At 44.7% G+C, this 25,100-nt stretch carries 22 protein-coding genes; 11 read left to right on the top strand and 11 right to left on the bottom strand.

Features of this window, described 5'->3' with window-relative positions:
• Positions 1-129: 129 nt before the first annotated feature.
• Both FGL37_RS05540 and FGL37_RS05535 read left to right on the top strand, forming a co-directional pair.
• Positions 130-705: a 5-formyltetrahydrofolate cyclo-ligase gene (locus FGL37_RS05540; protein ID WP_037533766.1), complete on the top strand. Its 576-nt coding sequence runs from the start codon at positions 130-132 to the stop codon at positions 703-705.
• Positions 706-898: 193 nt separating this feature from the next.
• Positions 899-2,578, top strand: coding sequence for a helix-turn-helix transcriptional regulator (locus FGL37_RS05535; RefSeq protein WP_138096682.1), 1,680 nt, complete (start codon positions 899-901; stop codon positions 2,576-2,578).
• Between the two features lie 637 nt (positions 2,579-3,215).
• Here FGL37_RS05535 and galE read toward each other — a convergent pair.
• Both galE and FGL37_RS05520 read right to left on the bottom strand, forming a co-directional pair.
• A complete protein-coding gene (gene galE / locus FGL37_RS05525) occupies positions 3,216-4,247 on the bottom strand; it encodes a UDP-glucose 4-epimerase GalE (protein WP_028070745.1) in 1,032 nt (343 codons plus the stop codon).
• Complete coding sequence (locus FGL37_RS05520) at positions 4,247-5,239, bottom strand: UDP-glucuronic acid decarboxylase family protein (RefSeq protein ID WP_028070744.1); 993 nt, start codon at positions 5,237-5,239, stop codon at positions 4,247-4,249. Before FGL37_RS05520 ends, galE begins: the two co-directional genes overlap by 1 nt.
• A gap of 65 nt (positions 5,240-5,304) precedes the next feature.
• Between FGL37_RS05520 and FGL37_RS05515 the strand changes: the two genes are divergently transcribed.
• Entirely contained in the window at positions 5,305-6,549 is a 1,245-nt protein-coding gene (locus FGL37_RS05515; protein WP_028070743.1) for a 3-deoxy-D-manno-octulosonic acid transferase, read from the top strand.
• An 89-nt stretch (positions 6,550-6,638) separates the two neighbouring features.
• Here the strand turns inward: FGL37_RS05515 and FGL37_RS05510 are convergent, their stop codons facing one another.
• The gene (locus tag FGL37_RS05510) at positions 6,639-8,087 is read right to left on the bottom strand and encodes a glyceraldehyde-3-phosphate dehydrogenase (protein WP_028070742.1); all 1,449 of its coding nucleotides are present in this window, start codon (positions 8,085-8,087) and stop codon (positions 6,639-6,641) included.
• 134 nt (positions 8,088-8,221) lie between these two features.
• Positions 8,222-9,349: a radical SAM family heme chaperone HemW gene (gene hemW, locus FGL37_RS05505; protein WP_028070741.1), complete on the bottom strand. Its 1,128-nt coding sequence runs from the start codon at positions 9,347-9,349 to the stop codon at positions 8,222-8,224.
• Between hemW and FGL37_RS05500 the strand changes: the two genes are divergently transcribed.
• Positions 9,348-10,586: a glycoside hydrolase family protein gene (locus FGL37_RS05500; RefSeq protein WP_197734450.1), complete on the top strand. Its 1,239-nt coding sequence runs from the start codon at positions 9,348-9,350 to the stop codon at positions 10,584-10,586. The two genes, hemW and FGL37_RS05500, sit on opposite strands and share 2 nt — an antisense overlap.
• A gap of 98 nt (positions 10,587-10,684) precedes the next feature.
• Here FGL37_RS05500 and FGL37_RS05495 read toward each other — a convergent pair whose 3' ends face one another.
• Positions 10,685-12,562 (bottom strand): M1 family metallopeptidase, encoded by a 1,878-nt coding sequence (locus FGL37_RS05495; RefSeq protein WP_028070739.1) that lies wholly within the window; start codon positions 12,560-12,562, stop codon positions 10,685-10,687.
• Positions 12,563-12,721: 159 nt separating this feature from the next.
• Here FGL37_RS05495 and FGL37_RS05490 point away from each other — a divergent pair, with 159 nt between their 5' ends.
• Positions 12,722-13,579: a hypothetical protein gene (locus FGL37_RS05490; RefSeq protein ID WP_028070738.1), complete on the top strand. Its 858-nt coding sequence runs from the start codon at positions 12,722-12,724 to the stop codon at positions 13,577-13,579.
• Between the two features lie 72 nt (positions 13,580-13,651).
• On the opposite strand, the gene FGL37_RS05485 is transcribed toward FGL37_RS05490, so the two are convergent.
• The 6 genes from FGL37_RS05485 to FGL37_RS05460 form a co-directional block, all read right to left on the bottom strand.
• Complete coding sequence (locus FGL37_RS05485) at positions 13,652-15,049, bottom strand: MBL fold metallo-hydrolase (protein ID WP_028070737.1); 1,398 nt, start codon at positions 15,047-15,049, stop codon at positions 13,652-13,654.
• Between the two features lie 10 nt (positions 15,050-15,059).
• The gene (locus FGL37_RS05480) at positions 15,060-15,875 is read right to left on the bottom strand and encodes a sulfite exporter TauE/SafE family protein (protein WP_028070736.1); all 816 of its coding nucleotides are present in this window, start codon (positions 15,873-15,875) and stop codon (positions 15,060-15,062) included.
• A 47-nt stretch (positions 15,876-15,922) separates the two neighbouring features.
• Positions 15,923-16,336 (bottom strand): DUF6691 family protein, encoded by a 414-nt coding sequence (locus FGL37_RS05475; RefSeq protein ID WP_028070735.1) that lies wholly within the window; start codon positions 16,334-16,336, stop codon positions 15,923-15,925.
• Between the two features lies 1 nt (position 16,337).
• Positions 16,338-16,898 carry a YeeE/YedE family protein gene (locus FGL37_RS05470; protein WP_028070734.1) on the bottom strand — a complete coding sequence of 187 codons (561 nt, stop codon included), beginning with the start codon at positions 16,896-16,898 and terminating at the stop codon, positions 16,338-16,340.
• Positions 16,899-16,987: 89 nt separating this feature from the next.
• Positions 16,988-17,332, bottom strand: a complete 345-nt coding sequence (locus tag FGL37_RS05465; RefSeq protein WP_150113827.1) for a hypothetical protein — start codon at positions 17,330-17,332, stop codon at positions 16,988-16,990.
• A gap of 85 nt (positions 17,333-17,417) precedes the next feature.
• Complete coding sequence (locus tag FGL37_RS05460; RefSeq protein ID WP_028070732.1) at positions 17,418-18,815, bottom strand: WG repeat-containing protein; 1,398 nt, start codon at positions 18,813-18,815, stop codon at positions 17,418-17,420.
• Between the two features lie 292 nt (positions 18,816-19,107).
• Here FGL37_RS05460 and FGL37_RS05455 point away from each other — a divergent pair, with 292 nt between their 5' ends.
• The 6 genes from FGL37_RS05455 (at position 19,108) to ureC (ending at position 25,090) form a co-directional block, all read left to right on the top strand.
• Complete coding sequence (locus FGL37_RS05455) at positions 19,108-19,788, top strand: response regulator transcription factor (protein WP_028070731.1); 681 nt, start codon at positions 19,108-19,110, stop codon at positions 19,786-19,788.
• On the top strand, positions 19,778-21,160 hold the full coding sequence (locus FGL37_RS05450; RefSeq protein ID WP_028070730.1) for a sensor histidine kinase: 1,383 nt from the start codon (positions 19,778-19,780) through the stop codon (positions 21,158-21,160). The genes FGL37_RS05455 and FGL37_RS05450 overlap by 11 nt, the downstream gene beginning before the upstream one ends.
• A 156-nt stretch (positions 21,161-21,316) precedes the next feature.
• The gene (locus FGL37_RS05445; protein WP_028070729.1) at positions 21,317-22,507 is read left to right on the top strand and encodes a porin; all 1,191 of its coding nucleotides are present in this window, start codon (positions 21,317-21,319) and stop codon (positions 22,505-22,507) included.
• Positions 22,508-22,543: 36 nt separating this feature from the next.
• Positions 22,544-22,846: an urease subunit gamma gene (gene ureA / locus FGL37_RS25695; RefSeq protein ID WP_028070728.1), complete on the top strand. Its 303-nt coding sequence runs from the start codon at positions 22,544-22,546 to the stop codon at positions 22,844-22,846.
• A gap of 15 nt (positions 22,847-22,861) precedes the next feature.
• On the top strand, positions 22,862-23,233 hold the full coding sequence (gene ureB / locus FGL37_RS25690) for an urease subunit beta (RefSeq protein WP_028070727.1): 372 nt from the start codon (positions 22,862-22,864) through the stop codon (positions 23,231-23,233).
• A gap of 6 nt (positions 23,234-23,239) precedes the next feature.
• Positions 23,240-25,090: an urease subunit alpha gene (gene ureC / locus FGL37_RS05430; RefSeq protein WP_081817916.1), complete on the top strand. Its 1,851-nt coding sequence runs from the start codon at positions 23,240-23,242 to the stop codon at positions 25,088-25,090.
• Positions 25,091-25,100: the final 10 nt, after the last annotated feature.

Below are 25,100 nucleotides of genomic sequence, written 5' to 3'. Positions count from 1 at the left end.
AAGATTTTAGGTTTAGGTTGATTATTCGGTCTTGATAGCGCTCGCTACAAGGCCGTTTTTTTTAACATGGCAGGCTTAAAAATTTCTTTGTAGCAGTATCGATCTGATGCAGAACAGATAATACCAATTATGAAATCAAAAAAAGACCTTAGACAGGAGTTTAAAACAAAACGGTGTCAGCTTTCGGAGGAAGAGGAACACATGCTGAACCAAAAATTACAGATGCAGTTTCGTGGAATAGATCTATCGTTGATCCGATACTTGCACGTGTTTTTGCCGATCACAAAATATCATGAACCCAATACCTATCCGATGATCGAGTACCTGAAAGAGGCTTTTCCCCAGATGATGCTGGTGGTGTCACGGTCCAATTTTGAGGATTGTTCGATGCAGCATTATATCCTTGATCAGCACACCGTTTTTGAAATCAATAGGTGGGGGATTCCCGAGCCCGTGGCGGGCCTTGAGGTGGCCCCTTCGGAGATTGATTTTATTTTGGTTCCTCTGCTCGCTTTTGATTCAAACGGACATCGAGTAGGATATGGGAAAGGATTTTACGACCGTTTTTTCGCATTGTGCAGACCAGATGTTCAACGCGTTGGACTATCTTTTTTTGATCCGGTTGAAAACATTGCTGATGAAAACGAACACGATGTAAGGCTGACAAAAGCCATTACACCGGAGCGCATTTATCACTTTGATTAGTCCGAACTTTTGCACCGTATTTGCTATCTTTCCCGCTTGCAGGCTTCTCCCTGATGCTGAGCCGCGCGAGGCACATGGTAGAATAAAATTTATTTTCTATTTTTAGCGTAAATTCAATTGCTGTATCGGTATGCCGAGATTTTTGTTTATTCTATTTTTTATCGTTCTAAATTCTGGGATTACTGTCTCTGGAATGGATCTAATAGGTACCAATAGCTCGGTAGAAGAACGCAATTTTTATGAACGCATTATTCAGGAGGCGCAGCAGCATCAAGTTTCCAGTTCGGCTTTGACGCGGTACCTTACGCCCTATTTTGATCAGGCCATACGGAAAAATGACAAGGCCTTGCTGGCCATTTATTACTGCCTGTTGGCTGACCAGTCGTTTGAAGTAGAAGATACCAGGAATAATTTCAGTGATAAATATTATCTAAAAGCACTTGATCTCGAGAAGGATTACAGCTATCAAAATGTGAAAGCTTGGGTAAAAGTGATGTATGGTTTTTATCTGTACAGATGCTTAAAAGCTTCTGAAGCCCTTCCTTTTATGTTGGAAAGTGAAAAGGCATTAGAGGATATACCCAAAGATCTGGTGCTGGATCTGACACAAACGTATAAGAAGTTAGGATATTTCTTTGGGACCTTGGGAGATTATGCAACCGGAATCAAATACTTGAAGCTTGGGGCACAGCAAGCAGGAGTACCGTCGCGGCTGAAGGCTGCCATTTTGGACAATTTAGGTCTTTTGACGCTAAAAAGCGGGGGAGATACCGCACAGGCAATGAAGCATTTTGTGTTTGCCCGGGATTTGGCGCTTTCCGTGAGAGATTCTCTCCGATATGCCAAGATTTTGGGCAATCAGGCCAAGGTCTTTGAAGGTAGAAAAGATTACCGGAGGGCGTTGGCGTTGTTAGAGCAGGATCTGGCGATCTCCAGGGCTTTGGGCAACAATAAGAACAGCGTTTACGCTCTGATGGCCCGTATCCGTCTATACATTTCGATGGGGGATAATAAGGGAATACCTCATATGCTTGATGAAGCGGAAGACCTCTTGACGGGATCGGATGATAAAAAGACGATCCTCGAGCTGGAGGGGTATAAACTACGTCTGGCGTTACAGGACGGCGATGCACGAAAGGAGCTCCAAGCGCGGCGCAGGATCGATCGCCTTCAGGATTCCCTGCGATTTTTGGATGGAGACCCGGTATTGTCCCAGTTGAAATTCATGGCTGATAAACAGAAATACGCCTATAAGCTTTCATTGGCTCAGGCTCTGGTCAAGAAAAAACAAGCGGAGAAAAGAGTGTGGGTTATGTTAAGTCTTTTTGTATTAGCCCTGTTCTTTTTTATTTATCAAGCTTTCCGTTACCGCTCCAAAAAGCGCTTGCGTGAGTATGAATATCAGCTGCTTCATTTAAAGTATACGAAAGCCAAGCTGGATAAAGAACTGGTCAGTTCTAAAAGTCAGGTGGAGGAATATATGGTTTATCTGAAGCGGAACAACGAACAGATCAATCTGTTGTCCTCCATGCTGGAGGAAATCGGGGAGAGCAGTGCCAAAGATCGGGATGAGCTGAAATCACTGTTGCACTCCCATCTCATCACAGAAGAGAAGTGGCAACAATTTAAGCTATTGCTGGCAAGAGAGTTCCCGCATTTGCTACAGGATATTCAGGGTAAGTTTCCTGATATTACCGAATCCAATCTTCGGGTGATTGTGCTAATGAAATTGGGGCTAAATAACAGAGAGGTGGCCAATGTCCTTGGCGTCACCCCAGATGCGATTAAGAAATCGATGCAACGCTTAAAAAAGAAACTCGGAGAGCAGGCAGGATTATTAATGGAGTACATTTCGGATAAAGAGCTTGTTTAGGCCATTTTATCTCTTGGTCACTTGGATGCCACACCGCAATCTTTCACTCAAGCCATTGCCAATTCATAATCTTTTGCCCGAGGGCCTTGTCGTATGATCCCGTAAATGAACTTCTTGTTCTCTTTTGCCCGCTGGGGATGTTATTCCATAAACATGCGGAAGCGGAGCAGTTGACCAAGCAGACGATAGGACGATGCTGTTAGATCGGACCTTAAACTGTGATCAGTCTGTTATGAACAGATAGCAGTTTGTTCAGAACTCCCTATGGTTTACGATAACCAAGGAGGAGTTTATATCGAAATATCCTCAGTCTAGGGTAAAGTTTACGTATACTAGGTTAAACTGCCAGCTGTTTATGTGCTTATGCACTGAGTTTATATCAAGCTGTCGTTCGTTTAAGGTAAAGTGTAATAAGTTGACAGTATACTGCTGGGAGTTTGGTGTAGCCCTATAGCAGTATGCTGTAAATTTGTTGCAGCTGAAAGTAGACTGCTCTGTGTTTGTGATAAACTGTCAGGAGTCTATGATAGACTGATAGGAGTTTATATTGGACTGATAGCAGTTTAAAGGAGCGTATATTATCGTGAGTAGATAATATACGCTTTTCTATCCGCTTCAAAAATGTCGGTCGGATCGATTAATCCAGCGGATTTTCCTTTAGGTACTTTTCCCAGGCCCAGGCTGAGGCCATCATTTCATCAATGCCTAGTGCAGCCTTCCAGTGCAGCTGCTGAGCTGACTTCGTTACATCGCCATACACTTTGATGATGTCACCATCACGTCGCGGGCCGATTTCATAATTCAGCTTCTGGCCTGATGCCTTTTCGAAGGCTTTGATCGCTTCCAGTACAGAGTATCCATTGCCTGTACCCACGTTGAACACGTCGTATTTGCCGTTTGGATTGCCTTGTTCCAATAATCTGATAGCGGCGACATGAGCTTTTGCCAGATCGACGACGTGGATATAGTCGCGGACGCATGAGCCATCCGGCGTGTCGTAATCGGCTCCGAATACCGTCAATTTTTCTCTTTTTCCGATGGCCGTCTGCGTGATAAACGGCAGTAAATTCTGCGGCACGCCGTTTGGCAGTTCACCGATCAGTGCGGACTCGTGAGCACCTACAGGATTAAAATAGCGCAATGCGATAATATTATAGTTGTCGTATGCTGCCGCTGTTTCTTCCAGGATCTCTTCTGCAATTTGCTTTGTATTACCATAAGGAGATGCTGCCTTTTTGACTGGAGCAGTTTCGTCTACCGGAAGACGGTCCGGTTCTCCATATACCGTGCAGCTTGAAGAGAATACAAAGTTGATCGGTCTGCTGCGGTATGCTTCCAAAAGATTGATTAAGGAGAAGAAGTTGTTGTGATAGTACTTTAAGGGGTTCTGTACAGATTCTCCAACTGCCTTAGAAGCGGCAAAGTGGATAATTCCCGAGATGTCGCTATTATTTTTGACAAATTCATTGACCTTGGCGGTATCACAAAGATCGAACTGGTGAAATTCGGGTTTTATCCCGATGATCTTTTCGATCTGATCCAAGATTTTAATGTTTGAATTCGAAAGATCATCGATGATTACGGGAATATATCCCGCCTGGTGAAGTTCGACAACGGTGTGCGAACCAATATAGCCTGTTCCTCCTGTGACTAATATTTTTTTGTTCATTATTGTTGATTATAGTAAGTAAAGTCTTTATCTGATAAGATATCCAAAGGCAATTTTCGGTAAAAATCAATAGTTTTTTGCAGGCCTGATTTTCGACCTACCTGCGGCTGCCAGTTCAATTTAGCCTTCGCCAGGCTGATGTCCGGCTTTCGTTGTTTTGGATCATCCACGGGCAATGGCTGGTAGCTGATTTTACTTGGACTGCCTGTCAATTCCAAAATTTCCTTTGCAAGTTGCACGAGTGATATTTCGTCCGGATTGCCAATATTGATGGGGTTTACGCAGTCGGAATGCAGTACACGGTAAATCCCTTCCACCTGATCGTCGATATAACAGAATGAGCGCGTCTGAAGCCCATCGCCAAATATGCTAATGTCTTGACCGCGGATGGCCTGCGCAATGAAAGTCGGGACAGCACGGCCATCGTTGAGGCGCATTCTCGGGCCAAAAGTATTGAATATTCTTACAATCCGCGTGTCAAGCCCATGTGCATTGTGATAAGCCATGGTAATAGCTTCCTGAAATCGTTTTGCCTCATCATATACCCCTCTGGGGCCCACGGGATTTACATTTCCCCAATAGTCTTCCGATTGTGGAGAAATCAAGGGATCCCCATAGACTTCCGAGGTAGAGGCCACCAATATGCGGGCTTGCTTTGCTCTGGCCAGGCCAAGGAGGTTGTGAGTACCTAACGAACCTACTTTGAGGGTTTGAATCGGGATCTTGAGGTAGTCTACCGGACTTGCGGGGGATGCGAAATGCAGGATATAATCCAGCGGCCCCGGGATGTGCACAAATTTGGACACATCGTGATGATAAAAGTCAAAATTTTCGAGTTTGAATAAATGTGCGATATTCTGAAGATCACCTGTGATCAGGTTATCCATGCCAATCACCTCATAGTCTTCAGCAATAAAACGGTCGCAGAGGTGGGAGCCGAGGAAGCCGGCTGCTCCCGTGATCAAAATCCGTTTACGATGTTTATTTTCCACTCAATGCTTCCTTTTAATGAAATGGGTTTAATATCTTTGACTAAGATAAACATTATTTTAAAAACATGCGTTTGCTTTATTCGATTGGAATCTCTCTATATGGACTCTTATTGCGTATGTTGGCTCCTTTTCATGCCAAAGCCCGCCTCATGGTCGAGGGTCGCAGAGAATGGTATTTTCGGATGAAACAAACGGTTGACCCAACGCAAAAACATATCTGGTTTCACTTTGCTTCCCTGGGAGAATTTGAACAGGGAAGACCCGTGCTGGAGTGTGTAAAAAATAATTATGGTGACCATAAAATCATTGTAACATTTTACTCTCCTTCGGGCTACGAAATCCGGAAAAATACCAATCTGGCGGATTATGTTTTCTATCTGCCTTATGATAACGCTGACAATGCCACGCTATTTTTGGAGCTTGTCAATCCCACTTTTGCCGTTTTTACGAAATACGAATATTGGTATTATTATTTTGAAGGATTGCACCGACGCGGGATACCTCTATTCCTGATTGCGGCTATTTTTAGACCGGAGCAAATATTTTTTCAGGATTATGGCGCGTTTTTCAGGAAGATTTTAAGTTATGTGACGTATTTTTTTGTACAGAATGAAGAGAGTGTCCGGTTGCTGAAAGAGTATGGTATCCGTAATGCCGGGCTGGCCGGAGATACTCGTTTTGACCGTGTCATTGATCTTCCAAAGCACCGGAAAGCAGTTCCTTTGATCAGCGATTTTGTGGAGACATCACCTACACTGGTAGCCGGAAGTACCTGGCCGGAGGACGAAAAACTGTTGAAGGAGCTGTTGGGACAGTTTACTGGATATAAGCTGATTTTAGCACCCCATGAGGTCGACGAAGCACATGTCTCGAGCGTCATGACACTATGGCCGGAAGCGTTGCGGTTTTCAAAAATACATACATATAGTAAAGATACATTGCGGGGGGCGAAGGTTTTGGTCATCGATAATATCGGGCTGCTGTCTTCCCTGTATGGTTATGGGCAGATTGCCTATATAGGTGGGGGATTCGGAGCAGGTATACACAACACATTGGAAGCTGCGACGTACGGAATACCGGTACTATTTGGTCCCAACTATAAAAAGTTTCAGGAGGCAAAAGATCTGATCGAGCTTGGCGGTGGGTTTTCGTTTACGGGAGCTGAGGGGTTGAAGAAAGCGTTTACTTCGTTGCAAGATCCTTCCAGGCTGAACGATGCCGCAGCATCTGCACGGCAGTATGTGCAACAAAAAGCTGGCGCGACACCTATTATTATGAAATATCTAAAGAACGCCATTGGTCAGAGGTAAAGGCGGCCATTGCCCATACTGCGGCTCAGAAAACTACCTGCCCATACAGTACCGCTCCGGCCGGCCTTCTATCTATTGAAAATTGGATTTTAGTAGTACGTGTAACGTCTTACTCCGGCAATATGACGGGCCAGACGCATGACCTGATGTGAATAGCCGTACTCATTATCGTACCAAACGTACAGTATGACGTTTTTGCCGTCTGCGGAAACGATGGTCGAAGGCCCGTCGACGATTGCTGCTGCTGTGGTTCCTATAATATCCGAGGAGACGAGCTCATCGTTGTCCGAAAACTTGATCTGCTCGGCAAGCCGATAGCTCAAAGAACTGTTCCGTAGAAGCCTGGTTATCTCCTCAAGGGATGTTGGGACAGAAAGCTCCAAATTTAATATCGCCAGAGAACCATTGGGTACCGGTACCCGGATGGCGTTAGAGGTTAAGCGACCATTTAATACTGGTAGTACCTTGGCAACAGCATTGCCAGCGCCCGTTTCCGTAATGACCATATTCAATGCTGCCGCGCGGCCTCTTCTGGATTTCTTATGCATATTATCGACCAGATTCTGATCATTGGTATAGGAATGGATCGTTTCTATATGTCCTTTTTCTATACCTATTGCCTGTACCAGTACCGATAGAACAGGAGCAATGGCATTGGTTGTACAGGATGCTGCTGAATACAAGTCGTAAAGTGAAAGGTTGACGGAGGTTTCGTTGACGCCATAGACAATATTGGGCACTCCCTTACCCGGAGCGGTCAGTAATACTTCTGCAGCCCCTTTGGATTTTAAATGGCGTGCAAGCGCTTCTTCGTCTCGAAAAACTCCGGTGTTGTCAATTATCAGGGCATTATGTATATCATAGAGGGTATAGTCAATATCTTCTGGTTGTCTGGCAGAAATAAACCGTACTGTGGTGCCGTTAATAATCAATGCGTTTTTTTCAGGATCCGGATAGATGTCGGCTTTAAATTCTCCGTGGATCGAATCACTTTTCAATAGGGCGGCCCTTTTTTGAAGCGATTTTGGATCGTTAGCATCGCGGGTAACGATCGCCCGCAAACGAAGCTGTTGTCCCGCACCCGATTTATTGATAAGTTCACGTGCCAGGAGACGTCCTATACGTCCGAATCCGTACAGGACAACATCGCGCGGTTTTAGTTCCTGATAAGCCTCAATCCCTTCCAACTCGTTGTGTATAAACGCAGATAATCCATCATTACTGTTCATATAGGCTTGGGCTTTTGCGGCTAGCTTGCCTATATCAATCCTGGCGGGAGGAAGGTCGGCCTTTTCAAGGATGTTTGCGACCCTCAGTAGATCAAATATCGTCGGCCCGCTATTGGTCAGCGTCGTGTTTTTGCGCAACAGACTAATAATTGAATCGACTGTTTCATCGATAAGCTGTTCGCGGAAAAGAACGAGTTCGATGGAACGGTTGTACCAAAGATGGCTAATGATCTGAATTAGGTTTACAGCGGCATTTTGCTGTTCCTTATAACTTTTGATCTCTAAATCAAAAGATGTACGATGTAACATAATATTTATAATAGATTATGTCACAAACATAGGGTAAACGGATTTAAAAAAGGATTTTATTTTTATTTTCGTAATTTTTTGAATGTTAAAACGTTTTATATTGATATTTTTATAAATTTAGCGTTCTTTTTTTATTAATCATTAATTATAAAGAGCTCGGACATGATACGGTCTGCGATCAGCTTGCCCGAATCGGAGAGCCGTAAGCTATTGTCCTCGATAACCAATTGTTGCTCTTCCAAAAAAGGTGCCGCTTCGTCCAAGATTTTCGCCTTTATGGAGGAATCAAAATTCTGCTCCAACTGCGCTAAGTCGAGTCCCCACATAGTTCTGAGTGATGTCATGATACATTCATTGATCTGATCTGTAGTGGAAAGATGCTCTACTTCGAGCGGAAGTTGCTTAGCCTGAATGGAGGAGATGTATTGAGCATTGTTGGCTATATTCCAAGCTCTGGAACTGCCATTAAAAGAATGGGCAGAGGGGCCAATTCCCAGGTAGTGCTTTCCCTTCCAATAATTTGTATTGTGGCGTGCATAACAGCCATCTTTTGCAAAATTCGAAATTTCGTATTGTTCGTAACCCGCACGCTGTAGGGTTGCGATCAGCAGGTTCATTTGATCTGCGGCCTGATCTGCATCAATAGCAGGGCTTAGTCCTTTTTTGATAAAATGGTCGAGCGCTGTTTTAGCTTCTACGGTCATGGAATAGGAAGAAATGTGGGGCACGGCCAAGTCTATCAGCTGCTGCATGTTGTACCGCCATTTTTCATCTGTCAGCAGTGGATAACCATAGATCAGGTCGCAGGTGATATTTTCAAAACCAGCATCCTGCACACGCATGACCGCAGCGGAGGCCTCCTGACTGTTGTGCGCGCGGTTCATCCATCGCAGGTCTTCTTCGAAAAAAGACTGTATTCCAATACTGAATCTATTGATCGGGGTGGACTTGAATGCCTTGACCTTTGCGGCACTCAGATCATCTGGATTGGTCTCTAGGGTGATCTCGGCGTCCGTACTGATTTCGAAATGTCGCGCTATGGTGTCAATTATCCGTGATATTTCATCAGCTTCTAATAAAGAAGGCGTACCACCACCAAAATAGATCGATTCCAATTTCCGGTCTTCCAGATAAGAATACCGGAGTTCAATCTCCCGAATGAAGGCATCGATCATTTCGGATTTATACTGTAACGAAGTGCTAAAATGAAAATCACAATAATGACATGCCTGTTTACAGAACGGAATATGGATGTAGATCATGAAGACAAACTTAGATAAATTGCCTTTTTTTCACAAATGTTTATTTGAGCGTACCAACGCTTATGATATCTTTGTATATAAAATAACCTCGTGTAAACCAAAGATCAAAAAAATGAACCGGAGTTCGAGACGTGTCTTCCTCAAGAATATGGTCGGTGCTGGAACGATGCTGGCGCTATCAAAATACAGCTTTGCCTTAACGGATCATGCTGAAGAAGCATTTATTGATAAACTGCTTCCTGCCCCCAAGGGCGGCGGGTTTGCGATGGAAAACTATTGGATCTGGGACCCTTCGGTGATTAAGGGCGAAGATGGGAAGTACCATATGTTTGCCTCCCGCTGGAGCAAGAAATACGGATTTGGCAATTGGGTGACCAATTCGGAAGTGGTGCGTGCAATAGCTGACCGGCCCGAGGGTCCTTATGAATTTGTCGAGGTGGTACTGCCCGCCCGCGGTAAACAGTATTTCGATGGCTGTACGACGCATAATCCGCGGATTGTCAAAATCGGTGATTATTATGTTCTGTATTATTTTGGCAACACCTATGAAGATCCAGATCCGGCGTATTCTGAAAACGTGTGGGAATCGGGGCTGGCGCAAAAAGCCTGGATGCATAAACGGATCGGAATGGCCTACGCGAAGTCCATCTCAGGCCCTTGGAAACGCGTGGATCAACCAATTTTGAACCCCCGGCAGGGCGAGTGGGACGCTTCCATTACTTCCAATCCTTCTCCCGTCGTGTTGCCCGATGGTAAAGTATATTTAGTGTATAAATCTTCACCTGTAAATTATAATCCCCCGCTATTGTTGGGCGCAGCACAGGCCGATTCGTTTCAAGGTCCCTATATCCGTTTGGCAGACAAGCCCATTTTTTCTTTTCATACAGATCAAAACCATGAAAATGATGTGGAAGATCCTTTTGTATGGCACAATGGGCGGCACTTTGAATTGATTATGAAAGACCGTTATGGAAAAATATGTGGCGAAGAAGGCGGAGGTATTCACGCCTATTCCAAAGATGGGATAGATTGGCAACTGTCAGCTGCTGTCAAGGCCTACTCCAAGGTGATCCGGTGGAATGACGGCAGCGTTACACATCAGGCGAATTTTGAGCGTCCATTCCTGTTGTTTGATGGGGGAAAGCCGACTCATTTATTTGCAGCAACAGGAGACGGCACTGCTCCCTATCAATTTGAGCGGACATGGAATATGGTTATTCCGCTGAAAACCAGCTAAAGCATTCTAGTGTTAACAGTACCTGCTGCCGGAATGAACAAAACAGGGATGCCCATTGTTGGGGCATCCCTGTCTTGTTTGTCCGTATGAAGTATACTCTAGCGTGTCAGGCTGTTGTCTGACGATTCAACATCTGCAAGCCGGAGTGAAGGATCTATGGTTACGTTTTCAGGTGCTTTGGCGACCGAAAATTTATAATCAGGTTTTGTCCAGAACCAATCTTCGAGAACCGTCCGTTTGACGCCTTTATAGATTCCAGATTGTTCAGCCGGTTTCTCGCCACGCATTTCACGCAAGGGGATATAGAACAATTCTTTGCTGCCGTCCCGGTACTCAACCAACACATCGAGTGGCATCGCAAAATTGGATTTATTGACCAATTGGATTTCAGTATCGCTTACGTTGCCCACAGCGTAGTCGATTTGGCGGGTGGTATTGATAAAGAGGTTGAAATACCATTTCAGATTTATGCCCGAAACTTCTTCAGCAACGCGTTTAAAATCGTTGGGCGTAGGATGTTTAAATTTCCAGATGTCATAGAATCTGAGGAAGGTCTTCTCCAGATTTTCCTGACCGATAATATATCCTAGCTGTTCCGCGAGCACAGCACCTTTGTTGTACGCTTCATTGCTATATGCATAGTTTGTGTTGTAGTAATCAGCCAGAAGGCTCATCGGTTCTTCCTTGCCTGAAAGGGCCAGCTTATAGTATGCACGGTACGCATTGATCATGGGGTTCGACGCGATGGCTCCCCTTTTATCAAATAAGTGTTGCATGGCTAATTCTTCCACGTATGAGGTAAATCCTTCATCAAACCATTCGTCGACGGTTTCGTTGATGCCGAACAACTGCTGATACCAGGAATGGGCCGACTCATGGAATATGACGCCCACGAGGCTTTTGAGGTTGCGTCCGCCGGTAATTAATGTCGCAGTGCCATATTCCATGCCCCCGTCACCTCCCTGAATGATCGTGTAGGTTGGCCAAGGATAAGTTCCAAATTTCGCACTGCAAAAATCAAAAAATTCCGTCGAGAGACCCAATGCTGTTTTCCAGTTTGATACGACTTGTTTGTCCGTAGGCAGATAAACGGTATAAACCTTTATTCCATTTTTGCTTGCTGCTGAGTCGACGACAAATTTGGGGTCGGCAGCCCAGACAAAATCGTGTATATTTTGTGCTTTATAGCGCCATGTGGCTTTGCCATCACTTGTTTTTATTTTGGCTTTTGGCTGGTAGCCCTTTACTTCATTGGGATTCTGAAGAACGCCCGATGCGCCGACAACATAGTTTTGGTTAAGGTGAATAGTAACATCAAAATTGCCGAAAGGTGCAATAAATTCGCGGCCTACGTACTCGTCGAGATGCCAGCCGAATTCATCGAATTGAGCCATTTTGGGGTACCATTGTGCCATTGAAAGAGCTACGCCTTCTGCTGAATTGCGGCCCGATCTTCGGATCTGTTCGGGAACCTGTGCCGTCCACTCCATCGCAAAGCTTACGGTTTCTCCATCTTTGATTGCCCTTGGAAGGATTACTTCTAAAATGGTGCCATCAGTCTTAAACTGGGTAGGGGCGCCATTCATGGTCAGGCTTTTGACTTTTTGATAGCCGATCTGATTGGGTTGTAATTTTTCTATGCGGCTTTGGTAGAGGGGTTTTTCCTTTGTCCCCATATTGGATACCATCCGCTTGTCCGGATCACTGATATTTTTTAGACGATAATCCATCATCGATCCTGGCTGAAAGGCATTGAAGTACAAATGGAAATAGACCTTGGAGAGGGATTGACCCGCGTTGTTGCTGTATTTCAGTGTCATTTTTCCCTCATACTGATAAGCCTTCTCATCCACGTTGACATCCATGGTATAGTCAACTTTCTGCTGCCAGAATCCTTTTCTTTGGGCTTTCGCTTCCTGACCCAACATATGTATTGCACATAGCACTGCAAGAAAGGATATTATTTTGATTTTCATGTTTCAAACTTACAAAATAGTCTTAAGAAATGCTCATTAATCGCTTTGATCCTACTTCATTGTCATTAAATCTTGACGAAAGGAGAGAAAATTCAGTAGATTGGCTTGATTTTAGTTAGGGAATTTATCTGATAAGTTAAAAATATCTATACTAAATTTATGGAAAATCTGTATTATAAACCTTCCGGCAAAGTGCCTGTAGGTGCACTTATTGGCTCACTGCTTGTCGGTATTGCAGGCGCCATCGTGCTGGCGGTTATCTACATTGCGCTGCAATGGTTTATCCCGATTGTTTACTTCAATGTATTCATCACCATTGGTTTTGGAGCAGGCCTATTTTTTGTTCTTAATTTCTGTTTCAAACAATGGAAGTTAAGGAATAAGGGTGTTGCTATGGTCATTACACTACTTGTCGCGCTAATCGGACTCTATGCGCAGTGGGCATTGTTCATTTCACTGATGTACAATGCCGAGGGTACCATGGGTGGGGATACATGGGTGAAGTCTTCTTTTAGTCTGGAAGGTTTTAAAGCATTTTTTATGCATCCGTCGTTTATTTGGGAAGCCATGCAGGGGCTTAATGAAGTGGGAACTTTCACGCTGAAAAAAAGTACGGTTTCGGGGGCAGCGCTATGGGCAGTGTGGGCTATCGAAATGGCGATCATTATCCTGACACCTATTATCCTGACTTTTCGTGGCATTACGATCTATCCTTTCTCGGAAAAAGATGAGGTCTGGATGAACAAGCGCGTGCTGCCCGGTAGATTAAAGTATGTTGAAGATAAAGACGCTGTTGTGAATACATTGGCCAATCATGATTTTGCCTATGTTTATGATCATCTATCGGAGGAAGAGGAACATTATTCCTATGCTACGGCCGAAGTTTATGAATCGGATACGGATGACTATCAGTATCTGACCGTTTACAACCATCAATTGGTTGACAAGAAGGGGAAACTGGAGGAAAAGAAAGATGAGGTAATCGAATTTTTGCGTATTCGTAGAAATAGCCTGTAATACGGCTGGCGTTGTAAAACCTTATCCTGTAAAGTGCTTCGGCGAACAAGCGCTGAAGCACTTTGTCTCTGACTATGTGACCAGTTGACCACCCTTTGCCTTCCAGTCATTGATTGAAGGGCTATATATTTTAATGTTTTTTATGCCGTGTTTAGCCAGGATGGAAGCCGCGATCGTGGCGCGGTCACCAGACTGGCAGTGCAGATAGAGCTCTTTACGCTGATCGATTTTGTCGAGCTGGCTGCTAATCGTTCCGACAAATACATGGGTGGCATGGGGTAAATGACCCTCTGCAAATTCGGCTGCATTTCTGACATCCAAAATCTGGGTGTTAGGTTTTTCAAGCGCTTCTGCCATCTGTTCAAATCCGATGATCTGTTGTTGTTCGAGCGGCAGCTTCGATCCGGCCAACATATCGGGTGTGATGTATCCCGCTACATTGTCGAGCCCGATGCGCATGAGCTTGCGTGCTATATCATCCAGCTGATCCTGTTCGAGAATAAGGGCAAAAGGTTCATTATATTCGATGACCCAACCGGCCCAGGTCGTGAAGGATTTATTGTTCTGGATATTGATGCTGTTGCTGAGATACCCTTTGGCGAATTCAGATTTAGGTCTGGTATCGATGACCGCCGTCCCTGCCTGATAAAGCTGGCTAAACTCTTCCACCGAGAGTTTTGTATAATGAGGTACAGCCATTTGCAGCTGGCGTGGTATCTTGTTGAGTTTTTTCATCATGGCAAAATAGCGGGGAGGTTCGGGCTGCCCGTCCAAAAGTTCTGCGATAAATTCTGTTTCATTTGCACCATATTGAAGCGCCCAGTTTCGTATACGTTCATAGCCGACTGTAGAACTGGGTACTGCGCCCAGCGCTTTACCGCAAGCGGAGCCAGCGCCATGTGCGGGCCAGACCTGGATATAGTCCGGTAAGGTCAAGAAATGCTGTAAGGACCTGAACATCTGCCGGGCACCAGCTTCTTTGGTTCCGATCAGTCCAGCAGCATTCTCCAGCAGGTCTGGCCTGCCGATGTCCCCAACAAAAACAAAATCCCCGGTAAATAGCATGACAGGTTCTTTTGTGGCAGGTGCGTCGACCAGCAGCAAGCTAATGCTCTCAGGGGTATGTCCGGGGGTATGGATGACATGAAAGACAAGGTTTCCGAGGGGTATCTGGTCTCCATCTTTTAATCCTATATGCGGAAATTCGTACTGCCAGTCTTCACCGCCTTCGTCGGAAAGATAGCACTGTGCACCGGTCAGCGCTGCCAGTTCCAACGTTCCTGAAAGATAATCGGCATGAATATGAGTTTCGGCAATATGCGTGATCTTTAGGTTATTTTTCTCAGCAATATCGAGATAGGTATCCACATCTCTTTTGGGATCAATGACCATGGCCACACCGAGGGCCTGACAGCCGATTAAATAACTCGAATGGGCTAAGGATGATTCAAAAATGTGTTGAAAATACATAATATGTGTTTTATTGATTGACGAATTGGATGCTTTCAAAAACAAGAATCAGTACGGCGATACTGATCAGGAAATACGCAAACATGCCCTGTAACCGTATGGTGTCCAGCCTGCCTTTCCACTTGTTGCCGAGCTGCAGTCCTATTAACGTGATTAGGGTAAAGATAACCAATATTGGCCAGTTCATATGGGCCCAGAAGTGATAATTTGCCATTAGTCCGAAAGAAGCATTGAGCCCGATGATCAATAAGGATGTGGAAATAGCCTGCTTGAGCGGGATTCCTAACAGCAATACCAAAGATGGTACGATGATAAAACCACCACCTGCGCCTACCAAACCCGTGATCAGGCCAACGAGCAGTCCTGATGCGATGGCTTTGGAGACCTGAACGATATTCATGTGGGCTGTGCTGGCTGCAGTCTGTCTTTTTCTGCTGATCATTGCTACCGCAGATAACAGAATCACAAACGCAAATAACAGCATAATAATATGGTTTCGGGAAATGAAGGTATTGTCAAAATCGACCTGTTGGGGAATGGCTGGTAAAAGGTATCGCTTTGTCAGATAGACGGACAGGATCGAGGGGACAAGAAAAACAGTGGTGATGTGCAGATCTATCTCCTTTTTTATCAAGGGAGTTATTGAGCCTATTATGGCAAGCGCGCCTATGGAGAATAGGGAATAATCCAGTGCATATTGTGGCTCGATGCGAAATAGATACACAAAGATAGGAAGAGTCAGAATACTGCCACCGCTGCCCATCATGCCCATCGATAAGCCTACCAAAATCGCCAATAGAAATCCGATTACAAGGATTAATTCCATTTTTCCGTTATATAAAGCCGAGGTATAAATCTTTGTCTGGGTTTAATTTAATGCGGTAGCTTATGACGGAGCAGTCCGTAAAGCCATGTCCCGAGAACAGCAAACAGCAGTGTGATGCCCATTGTCCAATAGCCAGCGCCCATCAGTGTAAATAGCGGGCCGGGGCAGGCTCCAGTCAAGGCCCAGCCGAGTCCAAAGATGGTGCCGCCTACTAAATAGCGTGTGATGCTCTTGTCTTTGTCGTGAAACTGAATTGGCATGCCGTTGCTGTCTTTAAGCTGTTTGCGTTTGATGATCTGTACGAGGATGATGGCGGTACCTAGCGCTGATCCGATCATTCCATACATATGGAAGGAGCGAAACTGGAACATTTCGTAGATCCTGTACCAAGAAGCAGCCTCCGATTTGTAGAGGACGATTCCGAGCAATATGCCGATAGATATAAACTTGATTGCTTTCATTTTATGTAAAGATTAAGGGAAATAAAAAATGTACCATTACGATACCACCGATGAAAAAACCGATCACAGCAATGAGGGAAGGGATCTGAAAATTGCTTAAGCCTGAAATAGCATGACCGGACGAACAGCCACCTGCATATCTTGTTCCGAAGCCAATCAAAAGCCCGCCGATACTTAAGATCAGCAGCTGAAACAGGGAGCCATCGAAAATGAAAAGCGATTCGGGCAGATAACCCTGCAGCTGATCAATGATGCCCAGCTGCCTGAGGTCGGCAATACTCTGGGGATTGATCTGTGCGGCTCTGCCATCACTGAGAAAGTAGTGGGCAAGGAAACCACCCATGACCGTGCCGCAGGCTACCAGAAGATTCCAAGCCTGTGTTTTCCAGTCAAACCGGAAAAAGGAGGTGGTCTTACCAGCTCCGAATATTGTACACATGGTCCGCAGATTGCTGGACATGCCAAAATCTTTTCCTTGTTTTAACAGCAGGTACATAACTACTGCAATTAGAGGGCCTGAGATGTACCAGGGCCAGGGCTGTCTGATGTATTCTAATAACATGACACGTCGTTTTGAGTTACCTTACAAAGGTAAGCACTGCTCAGTCAAAAGCCTGTAACAAATGTTACCGTGGTATGAAATGTCTGTCGTTACATCGCATAATATTCGATGTTTGCCTCCCTGAAAGCTTCGACCAGCAGCGGGAGATCATCTTCTTTTTGAAAGAGTTTGTTGCGCCATGTACGGAAAGCAGCACCTTTGTTTTTGCTGATGATGATGAGATTTCCGCCCGAACGTTTGAGGTTCCGGATATGTGAGATGTCACTGAGCGGGATCACCAGCGTTTTCTTACTGTTGCTGACGGTCAATCTATCTGCCTCCAGTTGCCATGTCGACGGAAGAGCAGCCGATTTTACGGCAAGGAACATAGCTAGAGGAACCAGAAGAAGTGTAATGATAATCTTATATATTTCCTGTATTGGAACTTTTGACATACCTATTCCAATAATTACAATCGAGGTTAACAGGATAAACATGTATTTGCCACGATGCAATGTGGAAAGATGGAATGCTGGAGAATTACTCTTCATACTTCTTGATAAACTTACCTCTAGCATCAATATAGTAAAAATTTTCGAGGTCTTCACTCACCAGGGCCAATCCGTTTTCGAAAGCTTGGGCATTCTGAAATTGGAAAGGAATAATGACTTTTCCACTGTAGTCTATGTAACCGTATTTATCACCTTTAAAGGCAAGCAGTAATCTTTCGCCAGCAAAAGACAGAAACTCCTGACTGGAGGGAAGCAGCGCCTGGCCAGATTTGTCCACCAGCTGATAGGTTTGATTTTCAAGAATCAGGGCCAGATTGTCATGGTATTCGGCAACGATCTCGTACTTGGCAGGGATCAGTACATTGCCCTTAAAGTCGAGTACACCTGTCTGTTCGCCTTCATTATAGAGCGCATAGTTTAAGTTCGGAATGCTGATAAAATCATATTTTGCCGCCAGCAACTGTTTCCCGGTGCTATCCAGCAGGCCATATTTTTGGTCCTTCATAAATACGAGAGGAGCTCCTTCGATATCGAGGCTCAATGATTCATACTGACAAGGAATAACCTCTTTACCCTGGAGGTCGATCAAGCCAAACATTTGTGCCGCATCAGATACGATGGCGAACTTGCCTACATAAGCGTAGATGGACGAATATTTAGCTGGGGTCAGTTTATTCCCTAAACTGTCCTGTACACCAAAATATTCAGTAGCGGGGTCCTGGTACCAGGATAAATTGTCGTTTAATGCAGAATCCGCGGTGGCATCGTCACGTTCACCTTCTTCGTAACCCTCTGGTATTTCAAATAAAGTTTTGTCAAAAGGAATTTCCTCCACTTTGGTGGCCTGAATGCCCAGTCCTGCTGCTCCGACATATAGAGCTGCACCCGGCACCTTTTCGAGGTAATCATAGGTGCCCCAATATAATTTTGGCAAATTTTCAGCGTACCAAACGGTGATCTCTGTTTGCGGATCGTTGGTGCCTTCCAGATTGAATATTGCTTTTTTACAGGCTATGCCGGCAATTATCTTTTTCTCATTGGGGATAAGCCTGATCTGCAGGTCGCTGGAGTATGCATAGTCGCCCTCCGCCGAAGTTTCGATAAGTTTGCCCGAAGCAATTTCCGTTGTCGTGTATGTTTTGCTGATTTCATCCAGCTGATAGGAGGTCTGCTGGGTAAGGTCGCTTATCTGCACGGATTTTCCGAACAGCAAGGTCTCGACACGTATTTGATCTTTGGAAATATACGCACGCATCAAGCTTTCCCCTTGGTCCGCCAGAACTTTGATAAACTCCGACGCAGAAGTGTCGGTCCCCGTTTCGGGATCGGCAAACTGATATGCTATTTTAAAAACCTTCTGTTGTGCAGTCCCCTTAGAGACACAAATGAGGGTGAAAATGCTTATGCAAAGAAAAAGATGTTTCATGTCTAATTAATTAAACAGCGAAAATATCGAAAATCGGTAGCTTTGAGAAATAATCTTTTGTATTTGGTTAAAAATCATGCGAAAATTTTGATACTATTGTAGATAAATCGCATTTGTGGAATAATCGATTATTTGGCGACGACACTATGTAATCTTCGCGTCAATAGTGGAAAAGTATCATAAAAACGTCAAGAAAGTTACAAATTTCGTGACATACAGCGTCTTAGGTACGCCGTATAATGCTATTTTTGTATTTTACATCCCTTTACATTTACTTTTTAAAACAATATCTGTGGAACTATTGCTTATAGAGGACGAACCATCGGTCATTTCCTTGATCGAGAGAGGGCTAAAAGAGGAGGGCCATCACATCAGCATTGCAATGGATGGTTATACTGGTCTTAAAATGGCTGGTTTAAATCACTATGATCTGATATTGCTGGATGTCATGTTGCCGGGTATGAATGGTATGGATGTCTGCAGAAACATCCGGATGTCCAATAATGAGGTTCCCATAATCATTCTTACCGCGCTAAATCAGACTGAAGATATTGTTGAAGCGTTTGACCGGGATGCGGATGATTATCTGACCAAGCCCTTTCGTCTGGAGGAGCTGAAAGCACGGATCAACCGTTACAATAGAAAGTCCAAAGTCATCGTTGAACAGAAGAATATCCTGACCTTCGATGACCTACAGCTTGACCGGGACAGTAAGTCGGTGCAACGGGCGGGTGTACCCATAATACTTACCGCGACCGAGTTCCGCTTACTGGAGTTTTTGATGCTCAACCGCAATAAGGTGCTGACAAGGATCGATATTTTAGAAGAAGTATGGGGGATGGATGTAGATCTCAGTACGAATGTGGTTGATGTCTATGTGAATTATCTCCGCAAAAAAATCGATAAACAATTTGCACGTAAACTGATCCATACGGTTATTGGTATGGGCTATGTGATCCGTCATGAAAATTAGGACCAAGATCGTACTGTTATTTTCTATTATCAGCACGCTTTTGCTTGTTGTCTTTGCGCTGTATGTTTCTTACTTTACCTACGATAGTCTGCAGACGAAGTTCTTTCACCGTCTGGAGGAGAATGCGGTCATCGTTGGGGATCATATTGTCCATCAGAAGGAGGAGAACAAAGAGCTCTACATTCAGGTCAAGCGTAAATACCTTAAACAGCTTTCGGAAGGCACTGATCATCTGATACGGGTGGTAAAGGGCAGTGATAGTATTCGGTTTAAGCCTAATCTGCCCATGCCCATGGATTTTTACAGGGATGTCATCCGCACCGGTAAAGGGCGATATATGGATGACAAAACTGCATTTGTCGCGGTGTTTTTTAAAGATAGTCTGCATCACGATAACCTGATCGTGGTATCTGAAGGTGTAGACGAATACGGCCACGAGGAACAGGGGCAGCTGGACCGCACACTCATCACAGGCGGTTTTTTGGCGATCGTATTGATTATCATTATGTCTTTCTATTTTGCCGACCGCCTATTGAAACCGATTAAGGATATCAACCGGGATCTCGGGAAAGTGGATATTGCCAATCTCGATTATCGACTGTTCAGTAAGTTCAGCAACGACAGGGATGAACTAGGGGTCCTGATTGCCAACTTAAATTCGATGCTCAACCGTCTGGATATTTCTGTGCAATCGCAGCAGAGCTTTATCGGTAATGCCTCGCATTCGCTTAAAACGCCCTTGACGATTATTGGCGGTGAGGCTGAGCTGGCACTGCATCTGATTCCGAAAGAGCATGAAGCCCGTTTTTCGCTGGAAACCATTGCCAGATACGCCGATAAAATGGAGCTTATCATCAATAATCTCCTGCAGCTTTCACGTATGGGTTTTAAAGGAGAAGTGGATAACAAGGTCATTATCCGGATTGATGAACTGTTGTACGAAATATACAAGGCAGAACGAAGCATAAACAAGGATTTCCGCCTCTCTTTTGATTTTACCGAAATCCCCGAAGACAGCGATGAACTCACGGTCTATGCGAATCCTGATCTGCTTTACATCGCTTTCAGCAATATTATTTCCAATGCCTATAAATATGGTAACAATAAGCAGGTTCAAGTGTCGATCAGCTGCGATGATCACAATATCACTGTCAAGGTGTTTGACAAAGGAATCGGTATTCCCCAAAAAGACCAGCCCCATATTTTCACTTCTTTCTACCGTGCTTCCAATGTCGGAGATATCTATGGAAATGGGCTGGGGCTCGTGCTCGCGAAGAATATTTTTGATCTGCATGGTGCGGAACTAATGCTTTATTCCGCTGAAGGACAGGGTACTCAGGTGCTGGTCACCCTTCCGAAAGCAGCGTTCTAATTTCATTTTAATCTCATCCTTATTTCATTTTTAAATTGCTGGGATATACTTGTGCCAGAGACAAGGTATATCATATGAAACCATCAAAATTTATTCAATCCATCGAGAATAAATAAATCTGATAGTTTCATTACCAATAAAAAGCAAGTTATACGGATGAAAAAAACACTTACACTTATTGCAATATCGGGCTTGAGCGTGGCCAGCTTGCATGGACAGGAGCAGACGGCAGCAGACTCTCTTACGGCAGGACGGTCCAGCTTGCTGTTAAAAGAACCTGCAAGGGCGAAGCTCTTCCAATTGGATGTTTTGCTTCGTGCCGGATTGCAGGTCGAGAATGCCGACGGTTCTTCTCAAGCAAAAGCGAATCTGGACGATGCGCGTATTTTGATGAGTGGTGACTATAACGAGCAGCTTTCCTATAAAGTTCGTTTTCGGCTGAATAGGTCATTTGGTCCCACAAGTCAGGATAATGCATCCCGTGCATTGGATATGGCGTACATCAAGTACAAATTTGGTAAGGATCGTAAATGGTCTGTTACAGCAGGTAAGCAAAGCGCGATTGTCGGTAGTTACGAATTTGAAAATAATCCGATCTATGAGTATAAATTTACCGATTATGTGGACCGGATCTTGAATCTGTTTGTCGTTGGAGGAACCTTATCCTATGAGATTGATGCTAACCATTCCGTGCATGCCCAAGTCTATAATACCACCAATGACAGTTTCATGGATGTGCATACCAAAAATGGTTTCGGGGTGGGTGAGCTGGAGCGCTCTGATGTGCCGATGGGCGCATATTTGACCTGGGTAGGCGCTTTTATGGACAAAAAGATCCATACAAAGTGGTCTTATAATATATCTCAGTTTGCTAAAGGACATACCAATCATTCCGTTTCCCTGGCGAATAAGTTGAAGACCGCCAAGCAGATGCTATATCTGGACTTACAGTATTCATATTTAGGGGTTGACCATGCGTTGATCGCGTCATCGGCAATCAACGACTTTTACGGACGCACCGGTACGGCCCGTGTACTGGCAAAAGATGTCAACTATGCTTCAGCCATTCTGCGGTATGATCAGTTTTTAAGCAAAAAATGGGAACTGGCGCTCAAGGCCGGTTACGAAACCGCTGGCGCCAGGGATGACGATCAGCTCGGTAAAAACTTCCGTCAGAACTGGACCTATTTTGCCGCGCTGCAGCACAAGCCTTTTCACAATCAGGATTTACGATTTTACCTTGGTTACGTAGGTAACACGGTAAATTACAAGGGATATATGAATATGGACAAGAGCCAGTACAACCGTATTGCCTTTGGCGCATACTTTACCATACCAGTGTTGTAATGATTCCTTTAACAAAATAACAAAAATTTATTTTTTATGCGTTTAACACCAAGAGAAACAGAAAAGCTGCTACTGCATCTAGCAGGTGAATTGGCGGCAAAGCGGCTCAAGCGTGGGGTGAAATTGAACTACCCCGAATGCATTGCATATATCAGTGCACAGATTATGGAGGAAGCGAGAGACGGTAGGTCTGTTGCCGACCTGATGGCTTATGGTACCACTTTGCTGAAGAGAAGCCAGGTCATGGAGGGGGTGCCTGAGATGATCCATGATGTACAGATTGAGGTTACCTTTCCCGACGGTACCAAGCTGGTGACTGTCCATGATCCAATTCGTTAATAAAATCCAATTGATATGATTCCAGGAGAATACATTTTAAAAAAAGAAGAGATCAAAGCTAATGTGGGTCATAGGACCACAAGCCTTGTTGTCAAAAATGAGGGCGACAGACCCATTCAGGTCGGCTCGCATTATCATTTTTTTGAAGCGAACAAACTGCTTTCTTTTGACCGGGAAAAAGCGTTTGGCATGCGCTTGAATATACCCGCCAGTACAGCGGTACGTTTCGAACCCGGAGAGCAGAAATCTGTTGTGCTGGTCGAGTTTGGAGGAAATAAAGAAATTCACGGCTTTAACGGACTGACAAACGGTAAATACACCGACCAGAACGTCAAATCCAAGGCGGTGGAGAAAATGAAAAAATTAAAATTCAGACAATCTAAATAAAATAGAATGGGAGGATGGAATAGACGCGAATGGATCAAGGTGGTGGGACTCACGACATTGGGTTCTACGGTTGGTCTACATGCACTTGGTTTAGATAAACTAGGTTTAGACAAATCATCTGTAAAATATATTGATGGGGAACTTTATATCCCCAGAGACAAATATGCTGCACTTTTTGGTCCGACTACGGGCGATAAAGTGCGTCTGGCGGATACGGAGCTCTTTATTGAAATTGAAAAAGATTTCAACGTTTACGGTGAAGAGAATAAATTCGGTGGTGGAAAAACGATCCGCGACGGTATGGGGCAGTCGGCACGTGCATTGCGGGACGAGGACGTATTGGACTTTTGTATCACCAATGTGATTATCATTGATCACTGGGGGATTGTAAAAGGTGATATCGGGATCAAAGACGGTAAAATTGTCGGTATCGGCAAAGCAGGTAATCCCGATGTACAGGATGGGGTTACCAAAGGCATGGTCATCGGCGCTTCGACCGAAGTGCATGGCGGGGCCGGCTATATCCTTACGGCCGGAGGTATTGATACCCACATCCATTTTATATCGCCACAACAGATTGAAACCGCACTTTATTCGGGGGTAACAACATTCATCGGTGGCGGAGCAGGCCCGGCAGACGGCACGCTTGCCACCACGGTCACCTCGGGAAAATGGTATATCGAACGCATGTTTGAAGCCTTTGAGAACTTGCCGATCAACGTGGGATTCTTCGGAAAAGGGAATGTTTCAACAACCAAACCGATCGAAGAACAAATTGAAGCCGGTGCACTGGGTGTCAAAATCCACGAGGACTGGGGCGCAACACCCGCGACTATTGATGCCGCATTGAAGGTTGCTGATAAATACGATGTACAGGTGGCTATACACACCGATACGCTCAACGAAGCGGGTTTCCTGGAAGATACTGTTGCAGCAATTGACGGACGTGTTATTCATACCTTCCATACTGAAGGAGCTGGGGGAGGTCACGCGCCTGATATCATCAAAATTGCAATGTACCCGAATATCCTGCCGGCGTCTACCAACCCGACAAAACCATTTACGGTGAATACAGCAGAAGAACATCTGGATATGTTGATGGTGTGTCATCACCTGGATAAGAATGTGAAGGAAGACGTGGCATTTGCGGATTCTCGGATTCGCCCGCAGACCATCGCTGCTGAGGATATTCTTCAGGATATGGGGGTATTCTCCATCATGAGCTCGGATAGCCAGGCAATGGGCCGTGTCGGAGAAGTGATTTCACGGACTTTCCAGACAGCGCATAAGATGAAAGTACAGCGCGGACCATTGGCTGAGGATAAAGGGAAAGATAATGACAACTTCCGTGTCAAACGCTATGTGTCCAAATTTACGATCAATCCAGCGAAAGCACATGGTATCGATAAGTATATCGGATCCATAGAAAAAGGTAAATATGCGGATCTGATCTTATGGAAACCCGAACTGTTTGGTGTGAAGCCCGAATTGGTGATCAAGGCGGGAATGATTTTGGGTGCGAAGATGGGCGATGCCAATGCGTCTATTCCTACACCGCAGCCAATTATCTATCGGCCAATGTTTGGAAATTATGGTAAGGCCGTATCGAAACTGTGTTTCAACTTCGTTTCAAAAGTATCGCTCGAAAATGGCAATATCGAAAAATTGAATTTATCCCGCAAGTGTCTTCCCGTCGAAGGATGCCGTACGGTGATGAAAAAGGATATGGTGCATAATCACGCCACACCGGACATCGTGGTGAATCCAGAAACGTATGAAGTAACGGTAGATGGTGTTTTGGCTACCTGTGAGCCTTTAAAGGAGCTTCCGATGGCACAACGCTATTTCCTGTTCTAATTGATATCCT

This window comes from Sphingobacterium thalpophilum (genome assembly GCF_901482695.1).
Classification (GTDB): domain Bacteria; phylum Bacteroidota; class Bacteroidia; order Sphingobacteriales; family Sphingobacteriaceae; genus Sphingobacterium; species Sphingobacterium thalpophilum.
Note: the sequence above shows the minus strand (reverse complement) of the source record. Positions and strands in the feature narration are given on the sequence as shown.